Below are 17627 nucleotides of genomic sequence, written 5' to 3'. Positions count from 1 at the left end.
GCCGATGAGCGATTCCGTCACCGACCCGGTGCCACCACTGGACCGGGCCCTGGAACGGCTGAGCAAGATCGCCGAGCGGTCCGGCCAGGACGCGGGCGAGGCCCGGGCCGAGGGCGAGGCGCTGGCCGCGGCGGTCGCCGAGTCGTCGCCGCGGGCCCACGTCGACTGGTCCCGGCGGACCGGCCGGGCGGAGCTGCCGGCCGACCAGCAGGCCCAGGCCTTCTTCGACGCGGCCTCGCGCGGCCGCAAGTGGCGGTCCGCGCCGACCCTGCTACTGAGCCGACTGGTCGCCGGCCGGTCGACCGAGGCGAGCGAGTACGCGGAGGCGCTGGCCGCCGTCACCGCGGCCGCCTGCGATCTCGGTGCCGGCGGCATGCGGGTGGTCGGCAATGCGTCGGTCGCCGCTTCCGTACAGCTGGGGGCGGTGCGGCCCAAGGCTCCGGTACCTTCTCCGCCGGACCCCGCCCCCACCGAGGCACCGGTGACGGAGCCGGCGACGGGACCGGTGAACCCGATCCTGAGCGCGCTCCGGCTGACCGGGACGAACCTGTCCGAGCTGGCCCAGCCGCTGCTCCGGCGGATGGAACAGCTGGACCGGCAGCGCAGCACGGGCTCGTCGCTCGACCTGCAGCCCGGTGACCCGCTGCTGCCCGTACTCCCCGATCCTTCGGCCGCCCAGCAGCCGGCCCCGGCCCAGCCTTCGGCGAATCCGACGACCGGCGCGGTCGCCCAGCCACAGACCGAGGCGGCGACCGAGGCCGCCGTCGCGACCGAGCCCGAGGAGGAGCCGAAGTCGCTGGACGAACTGCTCGCCGAACTGGACGAACTGACCGGCCTGGCCGAGGTGAAGTCCGAGATCCACCGCCAGGTCGCGATGCTCCGGATCGAAGGGCTGCGCAGCAAGGCGGGGCTGGGCTCGCCGACGATCACCCGGCACCTCGTCTTCGTCGGCAACCCCGGCACCGGCAAGACCACGGTGGCCCGGCTGGTCGGCGGCATCTACCGCGCGCTCGGCGTGCTCAGCAAGGGTCAACTGATCGAGGTCGACCGGTCCGAGCTGGTCGCCGGCTACCTCGGCCAGACCGCGATGAAGACCGCCGAGGTGGTCAAGTCGGCGATCGGCGGCGTGCTCTTCATCGACGAGGCGTACAGCCTGTCCGGTGATCAGAACGGCCCGCCGGACCAGTACGGCAAGGAGGCCATCGACACGCTGGTCAAGGAGATGGAGGACAACCGGGACGACCTGGTGCTGATCGTCGCCGGCTACCCGGAGCCGATGGCCGGCTTCATCTCCCGCAACCCGGGCCTGTCCAGTCGCTTCCGGACCACGATCGAGTTCGCCGACTACTCCGACGAGGAGTTGCTCGACATCTTCACCTCGATGGCCGAGGAGGCCGACTACGACGTCACCGACCGGTGCCGGAAACGGTTCGCGATGATCTTGGCGATCACGCCGCGCGGCCCGTCGTTCGGCAACGCCCGGTTCGCCCGGAACCATCTCGAGGCAGCGATCGGCCGGCACGCCTGGCGACTCCGCGACATCGACGAGCCGACCCTGGAACAGTTGCGCGCGCTGGAGCCGGAGGACTTGGACGACCACGCCGACGAGGAAGCCCCAACGCGCACTGAGCCTGTCGAAGTGCCAGGCCAGATCGACCCTTCGACAAGCTCAGGGAACGAAGGGACAAGCTCAGGGCACGAAGGCGGGTCGAGCGACGACCCGACCAAGGAGGACCAACGATGAGCCAGTCAGCCGCCGGCCCGCCCGCGGCCCAGTCGGCCACCGCCACCGCGCCGGCACCGGCGCCCGCCCCGGCCGGTCGGCCCGCGGTCGTCGTACCGGCCGGTCAGTCCGCGGTCGCCGTACCCACCTCGACGGAGCAGCCCAGCCTGACGCCGCGCCGGCTGCGCCAGCTGATGGTTGCCCTGGTCGTCGGCGCGCTGCTGTTCGGCGTGCTCGGCGCGGTCGGTCTCGGCCTGCAGGCGTACGCGCTCGGTAAGGCCGACGAGAACACGGCCCAGCTGATCCGGGTCCAGGAGATCCAGACGAACCTGCTCACCGCCGACGCGACCGCGACCAACGCGTTCCTGGTCGGCGGGCTCGAGCCGCCGGCGCAGCGGGAGACCTACGACAACGCGATCAGCACCGTGAACCGGCTGATCGTCGACGCCTCCGACGCGCAGCCGGCCGACGCCGAGGTGCTGCAGGCGCTGAACACCCAGGTCAACCTCTACACGGTGGCGATCGAGGAGGCCCGGGCCAACAACCGACAGGGCTTCCCGGTCGGCGCCCAGTACCTCCGCGAGGCCAGCGCCCAGCTCCGCACCGACGCGTTGCCGATCTTGGACAACCTGGTCGCCGCCAACACCGAGCGGGCCGACCGGGAGATGGCGGCAACCCATCCGCTGCTGTTCCAGATCGCCGGTGTGATGATCTTGATCGGGTACGTCCTCGCGATGATCTGGCTGGCCCGGCGGTTCAAGCGGACGATCAACGTCGGCGTCCTGATCGCCGGGATCACGCTGTTGCTGTCCTTGATCATCGGCGGCATCGTGGTCAGCGCCACCGGCAGCACGGTGAACGGCCTGCGCGGCGGCGACTTCACGAACGTCACCGCGGCTGCCGAGGCCCGGATCGAGGCCGGCGACGCCAAGTCCAACGAGAGCCTGACCTTGATCGCCCGCGGCAGCGGAGCCGCGTTCGAGAAGGCCTGGCAGGAGTCGTCGGCCGAGGTGGCGAACCAGCTGCAGGAGCTGCGGGTGGCCGACCTGACCCGGAGCTGGACCGCCTACAACGCGGTGCATGCCGAGATCAGGAAGCTCGACGACAACGGCAGCTGGGACGAGGCCGTCGCCGTGGCCACCGGCACCGGCGCGAACACCTCGAACCAGACGTTCAACGCGTTCGACGCCGCCCTCGCGACGTACATCTCCGACACCGCCCAGGACACCCGAAGCGGTCTCAACGGGCCCGGGGTCGCCTTGATCATCGGCGCCGGGTTGATCTTCGCCGGCGGCATCGTCGCCGCCGCGTTCGCCCGCCGCGGCGTGGCCGTCCGACTGAGGGAGTACCAATGATCACCGGGAGCCGGCTGGGCCGGCTGGCCGTCGCGGCCCTGAGCGGTCTGGCGATCATGATCGCCGCCGGCTGCGGCTACTCCGCAACCCAGCTGCCGCAGGGGACGCCGAGCGCGGCGCCGAGCACGGGGGCGCCGACCCAGGCGCCGCAGTGCAGCAACCCGCTCGCCTCGTACCAGCCGGAGGGCGCGCTGCCGAAGGCGGGCGCGATGCCGGCCGGCAGCACGATGAGCAAGATCGCCCAGCGCGGCCGGGTGATCGCCGGCGTTTCGGCCGACACCTACCTGCTCGGGTCCCGGAACCCGCTCACCGGCAAGATCGAGGGCTTCGACATCGACATGGTGAAGGCCGTCGCCAAGGCGATCTTCGGCGACGAGACCAAGTACGAGCTCCGGGTGATCACCGCGGCCGACCGGATCAAGGTGCTCACCGAGGGCGACGTCGACATCGTGGTCCGCAACATGACGATCAACTGCGACCGCTGGGAGCAGATCGCGTTCTCCACCGTCTACTACCAGTCGGGCCAGAAGATCCTTGTTCGCAAGGGATCCGACGCGACCACCCTGGCCGACCTCAAGGGCCAGAAGGTGTGCGCGCCGAACGGTACGTCGAGCATGCAGAACCTGGTCGAGCAGGCGCCGGACGCGATCCCGGTGCCGGCCGACAACCACACCGGCTGCCTGGTCCTGTTCCAGCGCGGCGAGGTGGACGCGATCACCGGTGACGACACGGTGCTGGCCGGGCTGGCCGCCCAGGATCCGTACGCGTTCGTACCGAAGCAGAAGGCGTTCACCGCCGAGCCGTACGGGATCGGGATCAACCCCAGCCAGGTCGACCTGGTCCGGTTCGTCAACGGCGTGCTCGACCAGATGCGCGGTGACGGCTCGTGGGCCAAGGCCTACGACCGCTGGCTCGCCGAACCACTCGGCCCGGCCCCGCAGCCGCCCAAGGCCACCTACGGCAGGACCCCGTGACGGTCGATCCCGCGCTGGCGGTGGGCGGCGCGCCGGCCGTCGCACCGCCCGCCCCCGGCCGGCTCGGCGAGCCGCTGCCGTTGTCCGCCGCGGCGAAGTATGTCGAGGCGCTCGGCCGCTGGCGGGACGCCCGTCGAATGGAGCTTGATCAACTCGACCGCGCGGCGTTGCAGGGAGCGGCCCAGCAGAGCGCCGGCGGCAGCATCGACGTGACCCACGACATCACGCTGTCGATGGCGCTCTGGAAGGCCGCCTCGGACCGGTACGAACTGCTCCGGGCCACCTGGGACGGCGGCCGGGCCGGCGAGGCGGAACGGGAACGGATGGCGACCCTGATCTGGGGCCGGCTGGACGCGACCGTCGACCCGAGCCTGCTGGCCCGCACCGGCAGCGCCGGCCTGGCCGTGTCGCTGCCGGAGGCGTGCCGGCTGTCCGACGCGCTGGCCGGGCAGCTGCGCGAGCGGCTGGCGCTGGAGACCTCCGGCCTCGAGGTGGCCGAACGGATCCGGCAGCTCCGGGTCCAGCTGGAACGGATCCGGGACCAGGTCGGCCTGGAGCCGGCCGGTGCCCGGCAGCAGCAACTGGCCGAGCAGCAGGCCCGGCTCGGCCGGCGGCTCAAGGAGATCGGCGAGAAGGCGGCCCGCGGCGGCGACGTCGGCGGCCTGCTCGGCCCGATCGAGATCGAGGTCGCGACGTTCGAGCGGGATCTGATCGTCGCGGCGGCGACCCGGCGCGAGGCCGGCGCCAAGGTCGACCAGGCGCGCGATCTGCTGGCCGAGTTGAGTGCCCGCGAACAGGCGCTGCGGACCATGGTCCGGCGCTGCGTCGAGACGGTCGACCCGTCCCCGCACTACGCCGTGCCGGAGGTGTCGGCGCTCGGCCCGGTGCCGAACACGCTGGCCCGGCTGGACCCGTTCCTGGAGCGGCTCGGCAAGGTGTCCCAGGCGATGAACGTGGTGGCGGACGCGTACACCGGCGCGTTGCGCGACCACGAGGAACTGGCCGGCCGGCTGGCGGCCTACCGGGCCAAGGCGACCAGCCTCGGCCACGCCGGGACGGCCGAGCTGCAGGAGGCGTACCGGTGGGCCGAGGGCGAACTGAACCGGCGCCCGGCCCGGCTCCGGATCGCCCGCCAGCTGGTCGAGCTGTATCAGAGCTATCTCGAGGTGCAGGCGCCGAGGAGGAGCGAATGACCCAAGGGACCCAGGCGACACCGTGTTCCCAGCCGGGATGTTCCGGCACGATCGTCGACGGCTACTGCGACGTCTGCGGCTCGCCGGGCGGCGTGATCGGCACCACGACGCTGCCGAGCGGCTGCACCCAGCCGGGCTGCAGCGGCACCTACGTCGACGGCTACTGCGACGTCTGCGGCGCGCCGGCCGACACCTCGGCCGCGGCACCCGCCACCGGCACCCCGGGCCCCGCGACCGGTCCCGCCGTTGATGACGGCGGCGGGATCGCCGACCCGGCCTGGACGCCGACCACTCCCCCGGTCAGCCCGCCGTCGGTGCCGAACCGCGGCAGCGGCGACGGTTCCGGCGCGGCCGGTGCCGCCGGGGTCGGCTCGACGATCACCCGCAGCTCCAGCCGGCTGGACTCGACCGCCCTCGGCTCCAAGCGGGCCCGCGGCAGCGGCTCCACCGCGACCCGGCGCACCCATTCCGGCTCGACCCGGCTCCGCGCCGCCCGGCTCGGCGCCGGCCTGACCCGGGTGCCGCCGGCGCCCAAGGTCGACGCGTCGACGGTGATCATGCGCAACCCGGAGGTGCCGGAGAACAAGCGCTCCTGCCCTTCCTGCGGCGCGCCGGTCGGCCGCTCCCGGGACGGCCGGCCGGGCCGTACCGAAGGCTTCTGTGCCAAGTGCCGCAACCCGTTCTCGTTCACCCCGAAGCTGCAGCCGGGCGAACTGGTCGCCAACCAGTACGAGGTCGCCGGCTGCCTCGCCCACGGCGGCCTCGGCTGGATCTACCTGGCCCGGGACAAGAACGTGTCGAATCGCTGGGTGGTCCTCAAGGGCCTACTGAACAGCGGCGACAAGGACGCCCAACAGGCCGCGATCAGCGAGCGCCAGTTCCTGGCCCAGGTGCAGCATCCGTTGATCTTGGAGATCTACAACTTCGTCGAACACGACGGCGCCGGCTACAGCGTGATGGAGTACGTCGGCGGCTCGTCGCTGAAGGACATCCTCAAGCAGCGGATGCGGGCCAACGGCGGCGACTACGACCCGCTGCCGGTGGACCAGGCGATCGCGTACATCCTCGAGGTGCTGCCGGCCTTCCAATATCTTCATGATCATGGACTGGTCTACTGCGACTTCAAGCCGGACAACCTGATCCAGATCGGCGACGCGATCAAGCTGATCGACCTCGGCGGCGTGCGCCGGATCGACGACGAGGAGTCGGCGATCTACGGCACGGTCGGCTACCAGGCGCCCGAGGTCGCCGAGGTCGGCACGTCGGTCGCCTCCGACATCTACACGATCGGCCGGACGCTGACCGTGTTGATCACCGAGTTCCGCGGCTACCAGACCGCGTACGTGAACCGACTGCCCGAGGTGCAGAGCACGCCGGTGTTCCAGCAGCACGACTCGCTGTACCGGCTGCTGGCCAAGGCCTGCGCGCCGGACCCGGCGGACCGGTTCGCGACCGTCGACGAACTCCGGGTCCAGCTGCTCGGCGTACTCCGCGAGGTGGTGGCCGCCAAGACCGAGGGCACCGCGCTCACCTCGGCTCCCTCGATGCTGTTCGAGACGCCGGCGATCACCGGCGACCGGCTGGAGTGGCACGAACTGCCGCATCTCCGCCAGGACACCACCGATCCGCAGTACCCGTGGCTGGCCAACCTCGCCGTCGAGGATCCGGGCGCGCGGCTGCAGGCGCTCGAGCTGGCCCCGGGCGACTCGGCCGAGGTGCGGCTGGCCCGGGCCCGGGCGGCACTGCAGCTGAACGACTCGGCCCTGGTCGAGCGGTACACCAACGAGATGCTCACCGAGGACCCGTGGGAGTGGCGGGCGCTCTGGATCAGCGGCCTGTCCGCCCTGCAGCAGCAGGACTTCCCGTCCGCGCAGGCGGCGTTCAACGCGGTCTACGGGCAGGTGCCCGGCGAGCTGGCGCCCAAGCTGGCGCTGGCGGCGGCGTGCGAGGAGGACGCGTACGACATCGCCGAGGTGCTCTACCAGGTCTGTGCCAGCACCGACGCCAACTATCTCGGCCCGGCCGCGTTCGGGTTGGCCCGGATCCGGGTCCGGGTCCGCGGCGACGTGACCGGCGCGGTGCAGGCGCTGGACCTGATCCCGTCCACCAGCCACGGCTACACCGAGGCGCGCCGGCAGCGTGCCGAACTGCTCTACCAGCACGGCTCCGACCTGAGCTCGCTGGCCGCGGCCGCCGACAGCCTGCGCGGCGTCCGGATCGACCGGCGCGAGCGGTCCCAACTGACCGCGATGATCTTGGTGAAGGCGCTCGACCTGGTCCAGAACGGTGCCGAGTCGACCGTCCGGATCGGCGACATCCCGGCGGACCCCAAGTCCCTGCGCGACGGGCTCGAGACCGCCTATCGTGATCTCGCGCGGTCGGCCCCCGATGAGCCGACCCGGTATCGCCTGGTCGACGAAGCCAACCGTGTACGGAGGTGGAGCCTGCAATGAGCCTGGAGCCCGAGACAAGCTCAGTCGAATCTGATGCGCCCGCGGCAGCCGGCTCGCAGACCTGTCCCAATCCCGACTGCCGAGCCGAGGTGCCCGCCGATGCCTCGTACTGCGAGGTGTGCGGGGCCGAACTGAGCCCGACCGCGGCGCCCGCCGAGGCCGGCGACTCCGGGGAGGAACTGCCGATCACGCTGTCCCGGTCGATCCGGGCCGAGCAGACCGACGAGCCCGTCGTCGCCCCGCCCCGTACCTGCAAGGAATGCGGCGGTGAGATCGGCGCCGACGACTACTGCCAGACCTGCGGTACGAAGGCGCCGCGGGAACGTGATCATTACACCGAGCAGCCGGCGCCGTGGGTCGCGGCCGTCTGCGACCGCGGGATCCGGCACCACCGCAACGAGGACGCCTCGGCGATCGCCGCCGACCCGGAGCCGGGCTCGCGGGCCGTCCTCGTGGTCTGCGACGGCGTGTCGACCTCGCCCAACTCCGACGTGGCCAGCCTGGCCGCGGCGCGGGCGGCGCGGGACGTCCTGGAGGCCCATCGCGCCGCCGGGATGGGGACGCTGGAGAGCCGGGCCGCGGCCCTGACCCAGGCCCTGCAGGCGGCCGCGGTCCAGGCCAACGCCGCCGTGCTGGACGCGTCGGCGGAGCTGGAGGCCGAGGCCAAGGCGCGTGCCGCCGAGCAGGGCGGTACGGAGGACGGCGCCGCACCGGAACCGACCGAACCGATCAACACGCCGTCCTGCACGTTCGTCGCGGCCGTCGTGGAACCGGATCTGATCATGGTCGGCAACGTCGGCGACAGCCGGGCCTACTGGATTCCTGATCTTGGGCACGGTGAACCGCAGCAGCTGAGCGTCGACGACTCGGTGGCCCAGGCCCGGATCGACATGGGGGTGCCGCGGGAGCAGGCCGAGAACGGGCCGCAGGCGCACGCGATCACGAAGTGGTTCGGCCGCGACTCGCCGGACGTGATGCCGCGCACCGCCAAGGTGACCGTCACCGGCCCGGGCTGGGTGCTGGTCTGCTCGGACGGGCTGTGGAACTACGCGTCCGAGGCGACCGACCTGCAGAAGCTGGTCGGCGAGCTGGCGATCACCGAGCCGTTGCCGCTGGCCGAGGCGCTGGTCGCCTGGGCCAACGAACAGGGCGGCAAGGACAACATCACCGTCGCCCTCGCTCGCCGTACCGCTTGATCTTGATCTTGATCCGATCCCTGAGCTTGTCGAAGGGCCTGATCCCGTCGAAGGGGCTTGCGGCCACCGGAGCCGGCGGGACGGCATACTGTGAGACCGACCACTCAACCGACGATGGGGAGCCTGATGGCTGAGTTTTCCGCCGCTGTGTACCAGAACGAATTCCTGCCCGACGGCGGCACCGACGTGAACGCGATCGTCACCGTCACCTGCACCGGCGCGGGCCAGGCCGGGCAGAGCGGCGGCGCGGCGGGCGAGATCATCATCGTCGACACGTCCGGGTCGATGGGGACGACCAACATGAACGCGGCCAAGGTCGCCGCGGCCGCCGCGATCGACCAGATCATCGACGGGACCTGGTTCGCGGTGGTGGCCGGGAACCATCAGGCCTACCTGGCGTACCCGCCGGTGCGGACCGGCGCCGGCATGGTCCAGATGGATGCCGGTACGCGAGCGGCGGCGCACCAGGCGGTGGGCGACTTCACCTCCGAGGGCGGCACCGCCATGGGGACCTGGCTGACCCTGGCCGGGCGGCTGTTCGACTCGGTGCCCGGGCTGGCCCAGAAGCACGCCATCCTGCTCACCGACGGCGAGAACCACAACGAGCTGCCGGAGCAGCTGACCGCGGCCATCCACAACGTGACCGGCAAGTTCCAGTGCGATTGCCGCGGCGTCGGGATCGACTGGCAGGTCGCCGAGGTGCGCCGGATCGCGCAGGCCCTGCTCGGCACCGTCGACATCATCCCGCAGCCGGAGCAGATGGCCGACGTGTTCGCCGAGCTGATGCAGGCGGCGATGGGCCGCGGCGTGGCCGACGCGCAGCTGCGGGTCTGGTCGCCGCAGGGTGCGCAGGTGCAGTTCGTCCGGCAGGTGTCGCCGCAGCTGGAGGACCTGACCCACCGCCGGACCGACGTGAATCCGCTGACGGGGGCGTACCCGACCGGGGCGTGGGGCGACGAGTCCCGCGACTACCACGTCGGGATCCGGCTCGCCGCGAAGGCGGTCGGCCAGGAGCAGCTGGCGGCGCGGGTGCAGCTGGCGCTCGGCGACGAGGTCGTGGCGCAGGGCCTGGTCAAGGCGCGCTGGTCCAACGACGACGCGCTGACCACCCGGATCGACCCGGCGGTCGCCCACTACACCGGGCAGACCGAGCTGGCCGACGCGATCAAGGTCGGGCTGGAGGCGAAGGCCGCCGGCGACGACGCGACGGCGACCGCGAAGCTCGGCCGGGCGGTCCAGCTGGCCGCGCAGACCGGGAACGACGAGGCGACCTCGCGGCTGCGGAAGGTCGTCGACATCGACGACGTGGAGACCGGTACCGTCCGGTTGAAGCGGTCGGTGGACAAGGCCGACGAGATGGCGCTGGACACCGCCTCCACCAAGACGACCAGGATCAAGGGCTGATTCCATGACTGTCACCTGCCCGGACGGGCACGTCTCCACCTCCGACGACTACTGCGACGTCTGTGGCGCGCCGATCGTCGCGTCCGGCGGAGCCGAGGCCACCCCGGCACCGGCCCAGCCGGCGGCGTCCTCGGGCACGCCGGCGAGCGGTACGTCGGCCCCGGCCACGGAGGTGGAATGCCCGAACTGCTCGGTGCCGAACCCGCCGGAGGCCTTGTTCTGCGAGGCGTGCGGGTACGACTTCACCACCGGCACCATGCCGCGGACCGCCGAGCCGGGCGACTCCGGCGGCACCGGTGGCGAGAGCGGCGAGGGCGGCTCGGGTGACGGCGATGATCAAGCCGGGCTCGGTGATCAAGGCGGTACGGCGTCGACCGGTCCGGCCGGGCCGGATGATCAACAGGCCGCGGGATCGTTCGACTGGGTCGCCGAGGTCTGGATCGACCCGGACTGGTACGCGGCCCAGCAGAGCCCGGACCCGCTCCCCTCCGCCGGACCGCCCGAGATCGTACCGCTGCGCGCGAAGTCGATCTTGATCGGCCGTACTTCGCGGAGCCGGAACATCCATCCCGACCTGCCCTGCGAGAACGACACCGGCGTCAGCCGCCGGCAGTCCCAGCTGACCACCGACGGCACGCGCTGGTGGGTCGAGGACCTCGACTCCAGCAACGGGACGTTCGTCGGTTCGGCCAGCGGCCCGCTGCCGGAGCAGCCGATCCCGGTCGGACCGAAGCACGAACTGGACAGCGACGACCGGATCTACCTCGGCGCCTGGACCCGGATCGTGATCCGCGAGGCGACCGAGGACGAGAAGACCGCCGGCTGACGTACTCCGCCTTCGGCGAACAGGCTCCCGACGCGGTGATCAACTGTGGCACCGTTGACGGTACGGTGTCCCACCCGGGCAGTGTCTGGCAGAGGGTTCAGGAGGAAGCGTGGAGATCAAGGTCGGCATCAAGCAGGTCACGCGGGAGATCGTGGTGGACACGAACGCGTCGGCCGACGACGTCGCGGAAGCCTTCACCAAGGCCCTGAGCGACGACGGCCTGCTCACCCTCACCGACACGTACGGCCGCAAGGTCCTCATCCCCGCCGCCGCCGTCGGCTACCTCGACCTCGGCGAGGAGAACGCCCGCCCCGTAGGCTTCGGCGCCGTCTAACCCCGGTCCCACCCCCAAGAAACTCCGCCGACCGGTCACAAAAGCAGCGCTTTTGACGGCGTGACGCTGCTGTTGTGCCCGGTCGATCGTGAAGCGGGGTGGGGTGATTCTCCGGGTACGAGCCCGGCAGCCGCGCGGACACCGAGCGGGAGCAGCGCAACCGTGTGCGCCGATCGAACGAGGGCTGCGGTTTCGTCGAGTGGTGAGATATCGACGCGAAAGTCGTGGCGGGACGTCGTTAAGTCGCAACTCGATCTCATTGGCGGCATCGATGTCGGCGATTCGGTCCTTGACGATCCGGTCTTCCGGCTAAGCCTGACAACTGATCCGTAGCGATCCTCCCCGCCCACGCATCGCGTCCCGAGTCTCTTCCACGCCGAACCGATTCCGGGCCGGTCTCACCGACAACGTGACGACCGTCGCCCTGCCTCACCCGATTCTGCTCCCTGCCGGCGTCTTCTCGGCCCGATCCTCGTCACACCCCCAACGCCCTCCTCATCCCGACCCCGCGCCGCTGCACTCGACCCCGTACTCTCCCGATCCCATGCACACCCGACCCCTGCACACCCCGACCCCTGCACACCCCACCCCGCTGCACCCGACCCTGCTCGCCCGATTGCCTGCACCCCGACGCCCGGCTCACCCCGACCGCCCGGCCTGACCCGACGGCCGTCTCATCGACGCCTTACCGTTCCCGCCCGAACCCCGACTGCGTCCCGAACCCTTCGCGACGAAACCTCCAGTGCAGTGCCGGCCGCACTCCGCACGACCCCCATCCACAGCTCCCGGGCCGACCGCCCGCTCGCTCCTCCGCCTCCTGTCCGCCGTTCCTCCGCAGCCTGCCCGCCTCCCGATCACCACCCATCCCCGAATCGACCGGGCACAAGTGCAGCGACACGCCGCCCCCTTCGACAAGCTCAGGACAGGCGCCACGGCTGCTTTTGTGCCCGGTCGGCGGAAGGTTATTCGGCTTGGCGGAGGGCGGCCATGGGTTCGATGGCCGCCGCCTTGAGGGCCGGATAGGCGCCGGCGGCGAGGCCGATCACCGCGCCGAGGATCGGCGCCAGGACGGGGAGGGCCGGGTGCAGGACCGGGGTCCACTGCTGGGCCAGCGAGACGACCAAGATCACCAGGATCGAGAAGGCGGTGCCGATCAGGCCGCCGACGCCGCCGAGCAGGCCGCTCTCGGCGAGGAACTGGGCGGCGATGTGCCTGCGCCGGGCGCCGAGGGCCCGGCGCAGGCCGATCTCGCCCGACCGTTCCATCACCGACAGCAGGGTCACGTTGGCGATGCCGATGCCGCCGACGACCAGGGCTACGGCCCCGAAGGCGAGCAGCAGCGTGTTCAGGTCGGCCTGGACGTCGGAGCCCAGGCTGCCCGGCGGGGGCGGCGCGGTCACCCGGACCTGGGTCGGATCGTTCGGCGACGCCGCGATGGCGGCCTGCCCGGCCACCTGCTGCGCCGCGCCGAGTACGGTCTTGACCTCGACCTGCTCCGGAGCGTCCAGCCCGTAGCGGTCGACCGCCACCTGGTACGGAATGATCACCGAGTCCAACAGTTCCGGCCGGCTGCCGGCATCGCCGACGATCCCGATCACCGAGTACGGATGATCACCGATGAAGATCACCGGGCGCTGGTCGACCCGGGTGATGCCGAGCCGTTCCGCGGCCCGGGACCCGAGCACCACCACCGGATCGGCCCGCCGGTCATGGCCGGCGTCGAAGGAGCGACCGACGGAGATCGAGCCACCCGCCGCGCGCAGCAGGTCGGCGCTGGTGGCGTACACGTCGAGATCGATCTGCTCGGAACCGGCCGGGTCATTGAGCAGTACGCCGCTTACGGTCTGATCACCGATGTCGACCTCGCTGATCGTGCCGGCCGCGACCACCCCGGCCAGCCGGGCGATCCGCTCGGCGACATCGGCGGCCAGCTGCGGCGCCGAGCCGTCGGCCATCCCGAAGCCGCTGTCGGCCGGCCGGACCACCACCCGGGTCGCCGCCGCCGCGTCGAACTTCTCGGCGATCTGCCCGCCGGCGGTCTGGCCGAGGCCGATCGTGGCCACCAGCGCGCCGATCCCGATCACGGTGCCGATCATGGTCAGCAGTAGCCGGGCCGGCCGCGACCCGATGCCGAGGATCGCCTCGTCCAGCAGGTCTCCCGGTCTGATCATGGACTTCATGAGCGCTCCTCCAGGACCGGTTCCAGTCGGCCGTCGATCATCCGGACCCGGCGGTCGGCCCGCCGGCTGACCTGGTCGTCGTGGGTGATCACGGCCAGAGTGAGCCCGTCGGCGTGCAGGTCGTCGAACAGTTCCAGGACGCCGGACGCGTTGGCCCGGTCCAGGTTGCCGGTCGGCTCGTCGGCGAGCAGCAGCGACGGCCGGCCGGCCAGCGCCCGGGCGATCGCCACCCGCTGCCGCTCCCCGCCGGACAGCGTGCGCGGGGTGAACTCGCGCCGGTGGTCCAGCCCGACCCGGTCGAGTGCCTCCACGGCCCGCTCCCGCCGCTGCCGCCGCGGTACGCCCTGATAGAGCATCGACAGCATCACGTTGTCCAGCACGGTCCGGCTCGGCAGCAGGTGGAAGGCCTGGAAGACGAAGCCGATCCGGCTCCCCCGGACCGCTGAACGACGCCGCTCCGGCAGCGCCGACACGTCCTCGCCGTCCAGCCGGTACGTTCCTCCGCTCGGCAGATCGAGCAGCCCGAGCAGATGCAGCAGGGTCGACTTCCCGGAGCCGGACGGGCCGACGATCGAGACGTACTCGCCGGAGCGGATGATCAAGTCGACGCCGCGGACCGCGTGCACCTCGGGCGAACCCGGAAAGGATCGGGTGAGTCCGTCCAGCTCGACCACGATCTCCCGTTCCGGCGCAGGGATCTCCCGCTCCGGCGCAGCGATGATCATCGGCCGACCACCACCAGACTGCCCTCGGTCAGCGTGTCCGGCCCCTCCTCGACATCCTTGCCGTCGGCTCCGACCGGGTGCACCTCGGTCTGCCCGTCGGCGGTCAGGCCGGTCCGGACCGGCTGCATCCGGGTGCCGCCCTCGGCGGTCTGCACCTCCACCTGGGTCGCCCCATCGGCCGTCGAGAACAGCGCCGCCGACGGCACCGACAGGACCTCCCCGTCGCTGTTGCCGACCGACACGGTGACCTTCACGTTGGCGCCGCGCAGGTCGGCCGCCTGCTTCGCCGTGATCTTGTCCGGGGCCAACGTGATCTTCCGGCCGTGCTCGTCGCCGTCCTCGATCTTGGTGATCTTCGCCGGGATCTCCGTACCGTCGGGAAGTTCCAGGGTCGCCTTCATGCCCTTCTTCAGCAGCTCAGCCTCGGCCGCGGTCACGGCGGCCACCACCCTCGGCTCGGTGCCCGCGACGGTCATCACCGAACCGGAGACGGCGGCACCGAGCTTGGCCGAGACTTCGTCGGCCCGGCGCGGCAGCTTGGGCAGCACCACGACCTCGCTCTGCGGCAGCGGTGTCGCGGCCGCGGCCGCCGCCTCGGCCAGATCCTCCTCGGCGTCCTCGACGTCCTCCTCGGCCTGGTCCACCGCTTCCCGTTCCGCGTCGCCCTCATACTTCGCCAGCATCTCCTTCAACTGGGCCTTGGCGATCGCCAGCTGGTTCTCCGCGGCGTCGATCGCGGCCTCGTCCTTGGGCTGCTGCTGCTTCGCCTTCGCCAGTTGGGCCCGGGCCTGGTCGACCTGGCCCTCGGCGGACAGCCGCTCGGAGCGCTTCGGGCCCTTCTTGATCTCCGCGAACGTCTTCTTCGCCGAGGTCAGTTTGGCCTTCGCCGACGCCAGCCGTTCCTTGGCCGACTTCTCGGCAGCGGCCTTGTCACCGGCCGGCTCCGGCGGCTCGTAACCAAGATCACGATAGAGCTCGGCCACCGCGTCGGCGGTGTCGCTGTCGTACGTCCCGTCGGCCTCACCCGGGTCGTAGCCGAGCCGCTCCAGGGCCCGCTGCAACTGCTTGACGTCCGCGCCTTCGCTGCCCGGCTGCAAGGTCCGGTAGTTCGGGGTCGAGCCGGCCAGTGCGATCACCGGCCGCCCGGACACCTCCAAGATCACCATGCCCTCGTCGATCATGGTGCCGACCTTGGGCACCTTGCCGGTGATCACGCCCGCTCCCCCGCTGCCCGGCGCGATCGTGATCTTGGTCGTGTCGTTGAACCCGACGTCGCCGCGCGTCACCACGGTCGACGTCAGCGGTCCCTTGATCACCGGGACGGTGACCGGTCCGGCCGACGGCGGCGCCAGCTCCGCCGCCCGATCGGCCGGCGACTTGAGGAACTGCGCCGCAACGAAGCCACCGCCGGCGGCCAGCACCGCGGTCAGCGACACCGCGGCGACGAGTCGTCGTGCCGACACGTCACCGCCCCTGGTTGATCAGGTCGCGGTACCGCTCCAGCTCGGCGCGGTGTTCCTCGATGAACCGCTGCTCGAGTTCCCGCCGTACGTTCTCGTACGTCCCTGTGTAGTCCTTGCGGCAGTCGACATCGGCCAGCGCCAACTTGATCTCCGCGGCCCGCAGCTCGGCCACCTTCTCCGGGTCGGGTGCCTTCGCCTCGCCCTGAGCCGGCCGCGCCATGGTCACCGAGCCGCCGCCGTTCTCGCCCTCCTGGTACTTCCAGCCGTTCAGGTCGGCCCACTTCTTCTGGATCGACTGCTCCGGCTCGTTGATCTTGCTGAAGCCGCCGAACCCGGCGCCGGCCAGGCAGCCGGCCCAGTCGGCCACCAGCGGCGTGATCCGTGGATCGGACTGGACCTGATCGTCCAGCTTCGCCATCGCCTCGAACAGGCCCTGGAACTCCTCGAAGTCGATCGGCTTCGCGTCCGGGAAGACCTCCTGCTGCGCCTTGCCGTAACAGCCCGAGTCCTCCCCCGGCTGCCCCATCGGCATCCCGCCGCCGCCGACCGTGCGGGACATGCCACCGCCCTTGCCGTGCAGCGCCTTCAGGTACGCCTCGCGCTGCTTCTCGGTCATCTTGTCCAGCCGGTCCATGTTCGGATCGTCCTGTTCCTCCATCGGCTGTTCGTCACGGGTGCTGATGCCGTAGCCGTACTTCTCGACCCACCCGCGATCGGTCAGGTTCGGCCCCATCGGCTCGTCGGGCTGTTCCACCGCGGGCCGCGGCGTGTAGTCGAAGCCCTGGTCCTTCATGCAGCGGGCCACGGCCTCCTCGATCTTCTGCTGATCGGCCATCGACTTCTGCTGGTCCACCGGAGGATTGAGGTACGCATCCAGGGGGCGACTGGTCGGATCCCCGCCCGGATCCGGGCTTGAGGTGGGCCCGGAGCAGGCGGCGACGAGCGCCAGCGCGCACGCCGCGACAGCCGCTCGGGCCAGGTGCGTGACCTTCATGGTGATCTCCTCGATCGTTCGTGTCGGTTCGGTGCGACCAGGTCTATCCGTGGGCCGGTTAGGCGGCGGTTCGGCCGCAGCTAACCCCGGGCTAACCGGGCCGGTGGCATCCTGGGAACGCTTCCGAGGAAAGGGGACGGCGCGGATGCGGATCCTGATCGTCGAGGACGAGACCGACCTCGCCGAGACGCTGACGACCGGGCTGCGCGGCGAGGGCTTCACCGTCGACGCGGTGCACGACGGCGACGCCGCGCTGACCTTCCTCGGTGATCATGATGTCGACGTCGTGCTGCTGGACCGGGACCTGCCGGCCCTCTCCGGCGACGCCGTCTGCCGGGCCCTGGCCGCGATCGGTCATCCGGCCCGGATCCTCATGCTGACCGCCGCCGGTACGTTGTCGGACCGGGTCACCGGACTCGACCTGGGGGCCGACGACTACCTGGCCAAGCCGTTCGCCTACCTGGAACTGCTGGCCCGGATCCGCGCCCTCGGCCGGCGCGGCGGCGGCTCGGTCGCCGCGGCGATCCTGGAACACTCCGGGGTCCGGTTGGACCCGGCCCGCCGGCTGGCCGAGCGGGACGGCAAGCCGCTCCGGCTGACCCCGAAGGAGCTCGGCGTGCTGCAGGTGCTGCTGGAGTCGGCCGGTGGTGTGGTCACGCCGGCCGAGCTGCTGGACCAGGTCTGGACCGACGACGGCGAACGGTCCCGCAGCGTGGTCAAGGTCGTGGTGCACGCACTGCGCCGCAAACTCGGCGAGCCCTCGGTGATCATCACCGAGTCCGGGCTCGGCTACCGGATGGGATGATG

The 17627-nt window shown here is 71.3% G+C and carries 14 protein-coding genes; 10 read left to right on the top strand and 4 right to left on the bottom strand.

The annotated features are described in order from the left end of the window. Positions 1 to 4: 4 nt before the first annotated feature. The 9 genes from BKA15_RS32400 (at position 5) to BKA15_RS32360 (ending at position 11458) form a co-directional block, all read left to right on the top strand. Entirely contained in the window at positions 5 to 1744 is a 1740-nt protein-coding gene (locus BKA15_RS32400) for an AAA family ATPase (protein WP_179757762.1), read from the top strand. Then, positions 1741 to 3078 (top strand): GlnX family signal transduction membrane protein, encoded by a 1338-nt coding sequence (locus tag BKA15_RS32395; protein WP_179757761.1) that lies wholly within the window; start codon positions 1741 to 1743, stop codon positions 3076 to 3078. Before BKA15_RS32400 ends, BKA15_RS32395 begins: the two co-directional genes overlap by 4 nt. Continuing rightward, entirely contained in the window at positions 3075 to 4052 is a 978-nt protein-coding gene (locus BKA15_RS32390; RefSeq protein ID WP_179757760.1) for a glutamate ABC transporter substrate-binding protein, read from the top strand. Before BKA15_RS32395 ends, BKA15_RS32390 begins: the two co-directional genes overlap by 4 nt. Next, positions 4049 to 5245, top strand: coding sequence for a hypothetical protein (locus tag BKA15_RS32385; protein WP_179757759.1), 1197 nt, complete (start codon positions 4049 to 4051; stop codon positions 5243 to 5245). The genes BKA15_RS32390 and BKA15_RS32385 overlap by 4 nt, the downstream gene beginning before the upstream one ends. Beyond that, positions 5242 to 7698 (top strand): serine/threonine-protein kinase, encoded by a 2457-nt coding sequence (locus BKA15_RS32380; RefSeq protein WP_179757758.1) that lies wholly within the window; start codon positions 5242 to 5244, stop codon positions 7696 to 7698. The genes BKA15_RS32385 and BKA15_RS32380 overlap by 4 nt, the downstream gene beginning before the upstream one ends. Positions 7699 to 7787: 89 nt before the next feature. After that, positions 7788 to 8894: a PP2C family protein-serine/threonine phosphatase gene (locus tag BKA15_RS32375; RefSeq protein WP_312879598.1), complete on the top strand. Its 1107-nt coding sequence runs from the start codon at positions 7788 to 7790 to the stop codon at positions 8892 to 8894. A gap of 126 nt (positions 8895 to 9020) precedes the next feature. Continuing rightward, complete coding sequence (locus BKA15_RS32370; RefSeq protein WP_179757756.1) at positions 9021 to 10298, top strand: vWA domain-containing protein; 1278 nt, start codon at positions 9021 to 9023, stop codon at positions 10296 to 10298. 4 nt (positions 10299 to 10302) lie between these two features. Beyond that, complete coding sequence (locus BKA15_RS32365) at positions 10303 to 11124, top strand: double zinc ribbon and FHA domain-containing protein (protein WP_179757755.1); 822 nt, start codon at positions 10303 to 10305, stop codon at positions 11122 to 11124. Between the two features lie 109 nt (positions 11125 to 11233). Then, a complete protein-coding gene (locus BKA15_RS32360) occupies positions 11234 to 11458 on the top strand; it encodes a DUF3107 domain-containing protein (RefSeq protein WP_179757754.1) in 225 nt (74 codons plus the stop codon). A 962-nt stretch (positions 11459 to 12420) separates the two neighbouring features. Here the strand turns inward: BKA15_RS32360 and BKA15_RS32355 are convergent. Genes BKA15_RS32355 through BKA15_RS32340 form a run of 4 tightly spaced genes read right to left on the bottom strand, consistent with a single transcriptional unit; the run spans position 12421 to position 16820 of the window. Continuing rightward, positions 12421 to 13638 (bottom strand): ABC transporter permease, encoded by a 1218-nt coding sequence (locus tag BKA15_RS32355; RefSeq protein WP_179757753.1) that lies wholly within the window; start codon positions 13636 to 13638, stop codon positions 12421 to 12423. Then, the gene (locus BKA15_RS32350; RefSeq protein WP_179757752.1) at positions 13635 to 14363 is read right to left on the bottom strand and encodes an ABC transporter ATP-binding protein; all 729 of its coding nucleotides are present in this window, start codon (positions 14361 to 14363) and stop codon (positions 13635 to 13637) included. Before BKA15_RS32350 ends, BKA15_RS32355 begins: the two co-directional genes overlap by 4 nt. Next, a complete protein-coding gene (locus BKA15_RS32345) occupies positions 14360 to 15826 on the bottom strand; it encodes a peptidoglycan-binding protein (RefSeq protein WP_179757751.1) in 1467 nt (488 codons plus the stop codon). The genes BKA15_RS32350 and BKA15_RS32345 overlap by 4 nt, the downstream gene beginning before the upstream one ends. Position 15827: 1 nt before the next feature. Continuing rightward, a complete protein-coding gene (locus BKA15_RS32340; RefSeq protein ID WP_179757750.1) occupies positions 15828 to 16820 on the bottom strand; it encodes a hypothetical protein in 993 nt (330 codons plus the stop codon). Between the two features lie 145 nt (positions 16821 to 16965). Here BKA15_RS32340 and BKA15_RS32335 point away from each other — a divergent pair, with 145 nt between their 5' ends. After that, positions 16966 to 17625, top strand: a complete 660-nt coding sequence (locus tag BKA15_RS32335; RefSeq protein ID WP_179757749.1) for a response regulator transcription factor — start codon at positions 16966 to 16968, stop codon at positions 17623 to 17625. Positions 17626 to 17627 lie beyond the last annotated feature (2 nt).

The sequence above is a fragment of the Microlunatus parietis genome (genome assembly GCF_013407955.1).
In the GTDB taxonomy this organism is placed as follows: Bacteria; Actinomycetota; Actinomycetes; order Propionibacteriales; family Propionibacteriaceae; genus Microlunatus; species Microlunatus parietis.
Note: the sequence above shows the minus strand (reverse complement) of the source record. Positions and strands in the feature narration are given on the sequence as shown.

Excerpts from the sequence above, each read along its gene's own strand:
- BKA15_RS32380 (WP_179757758.1), top strand. The coding sequence starts at position 5,242 with ATGACCCAAGGGACCCAGGCGACACCGTGTTCCCAGCCGGGATGTTCC.
- BKA15_RS32350 (WP_179757752.1), bottom strand. The coding sequence starts at position 14,363 with ATGATCATCGCTGCGCCGGAGCGGGAGATCCCTGCGCCGGAACGGGAG.
- BKA15_RS32390 (WP_179757760.1), top strand. The coding sequence starts at position 3,075 with ATGATCACCGGGAGCCGGCTGGGCCGGCTGGCCGTCGCGGCCCTGAGC.
- BKA15_RS32395 (WP_179757761.1), top strand. The coding sequence starts at position 1,741 with ATGAGCCAGTCAGCCGCCGGCCCGCCCGCGGCCCAGTCGGCCACCGCC.
- BKA15_RS32370 (WP_179757756.1), top strand. The coding sequence starts at position 9,021 with ATGGCTGAGTTTTCCGCCGCTGTGTACCAGAACGAATTCCTGCCCGAC.
- BKA15_RS32335 (WP_179757749.1), top strand. The coding sequence starts at position 16,966 with ATGCGGATCCTGATCGTCGAGGACGAGACCGACCTCGCCGAGACGCTG.
- BKA15_RS32400 (WP_179757762.1), top strand. The coding sequence starts at position 5 with ATGAGCGATTCCGTCACCGACCCGGTGCCACCACTGGACCGGGCCCTG.
- BKA15_RS32355 (WP_179757753.1), bottom strand. The coding sequence starts at position 13,638 with ATGAAGTCCATGATCAGACCGGGAGACCTGCTGGACGAGGCGATCCTC.
- BKA15_RS32340 (WP_179757750.1), bottom strand. The coding sequence starts at position 16,820 with ATGAAGGTCACGCACCTGGCCCGAGCGGCTGTCGCGGCGTGCGCGCTG.
- BKA15_RS32365 (WP_179757755.1), top strand. The coding sequence starts at position 10,303 with ATGACTGTCACCTGCCCGGACGGGCACGTCTCCACCTCCGACGACTAC.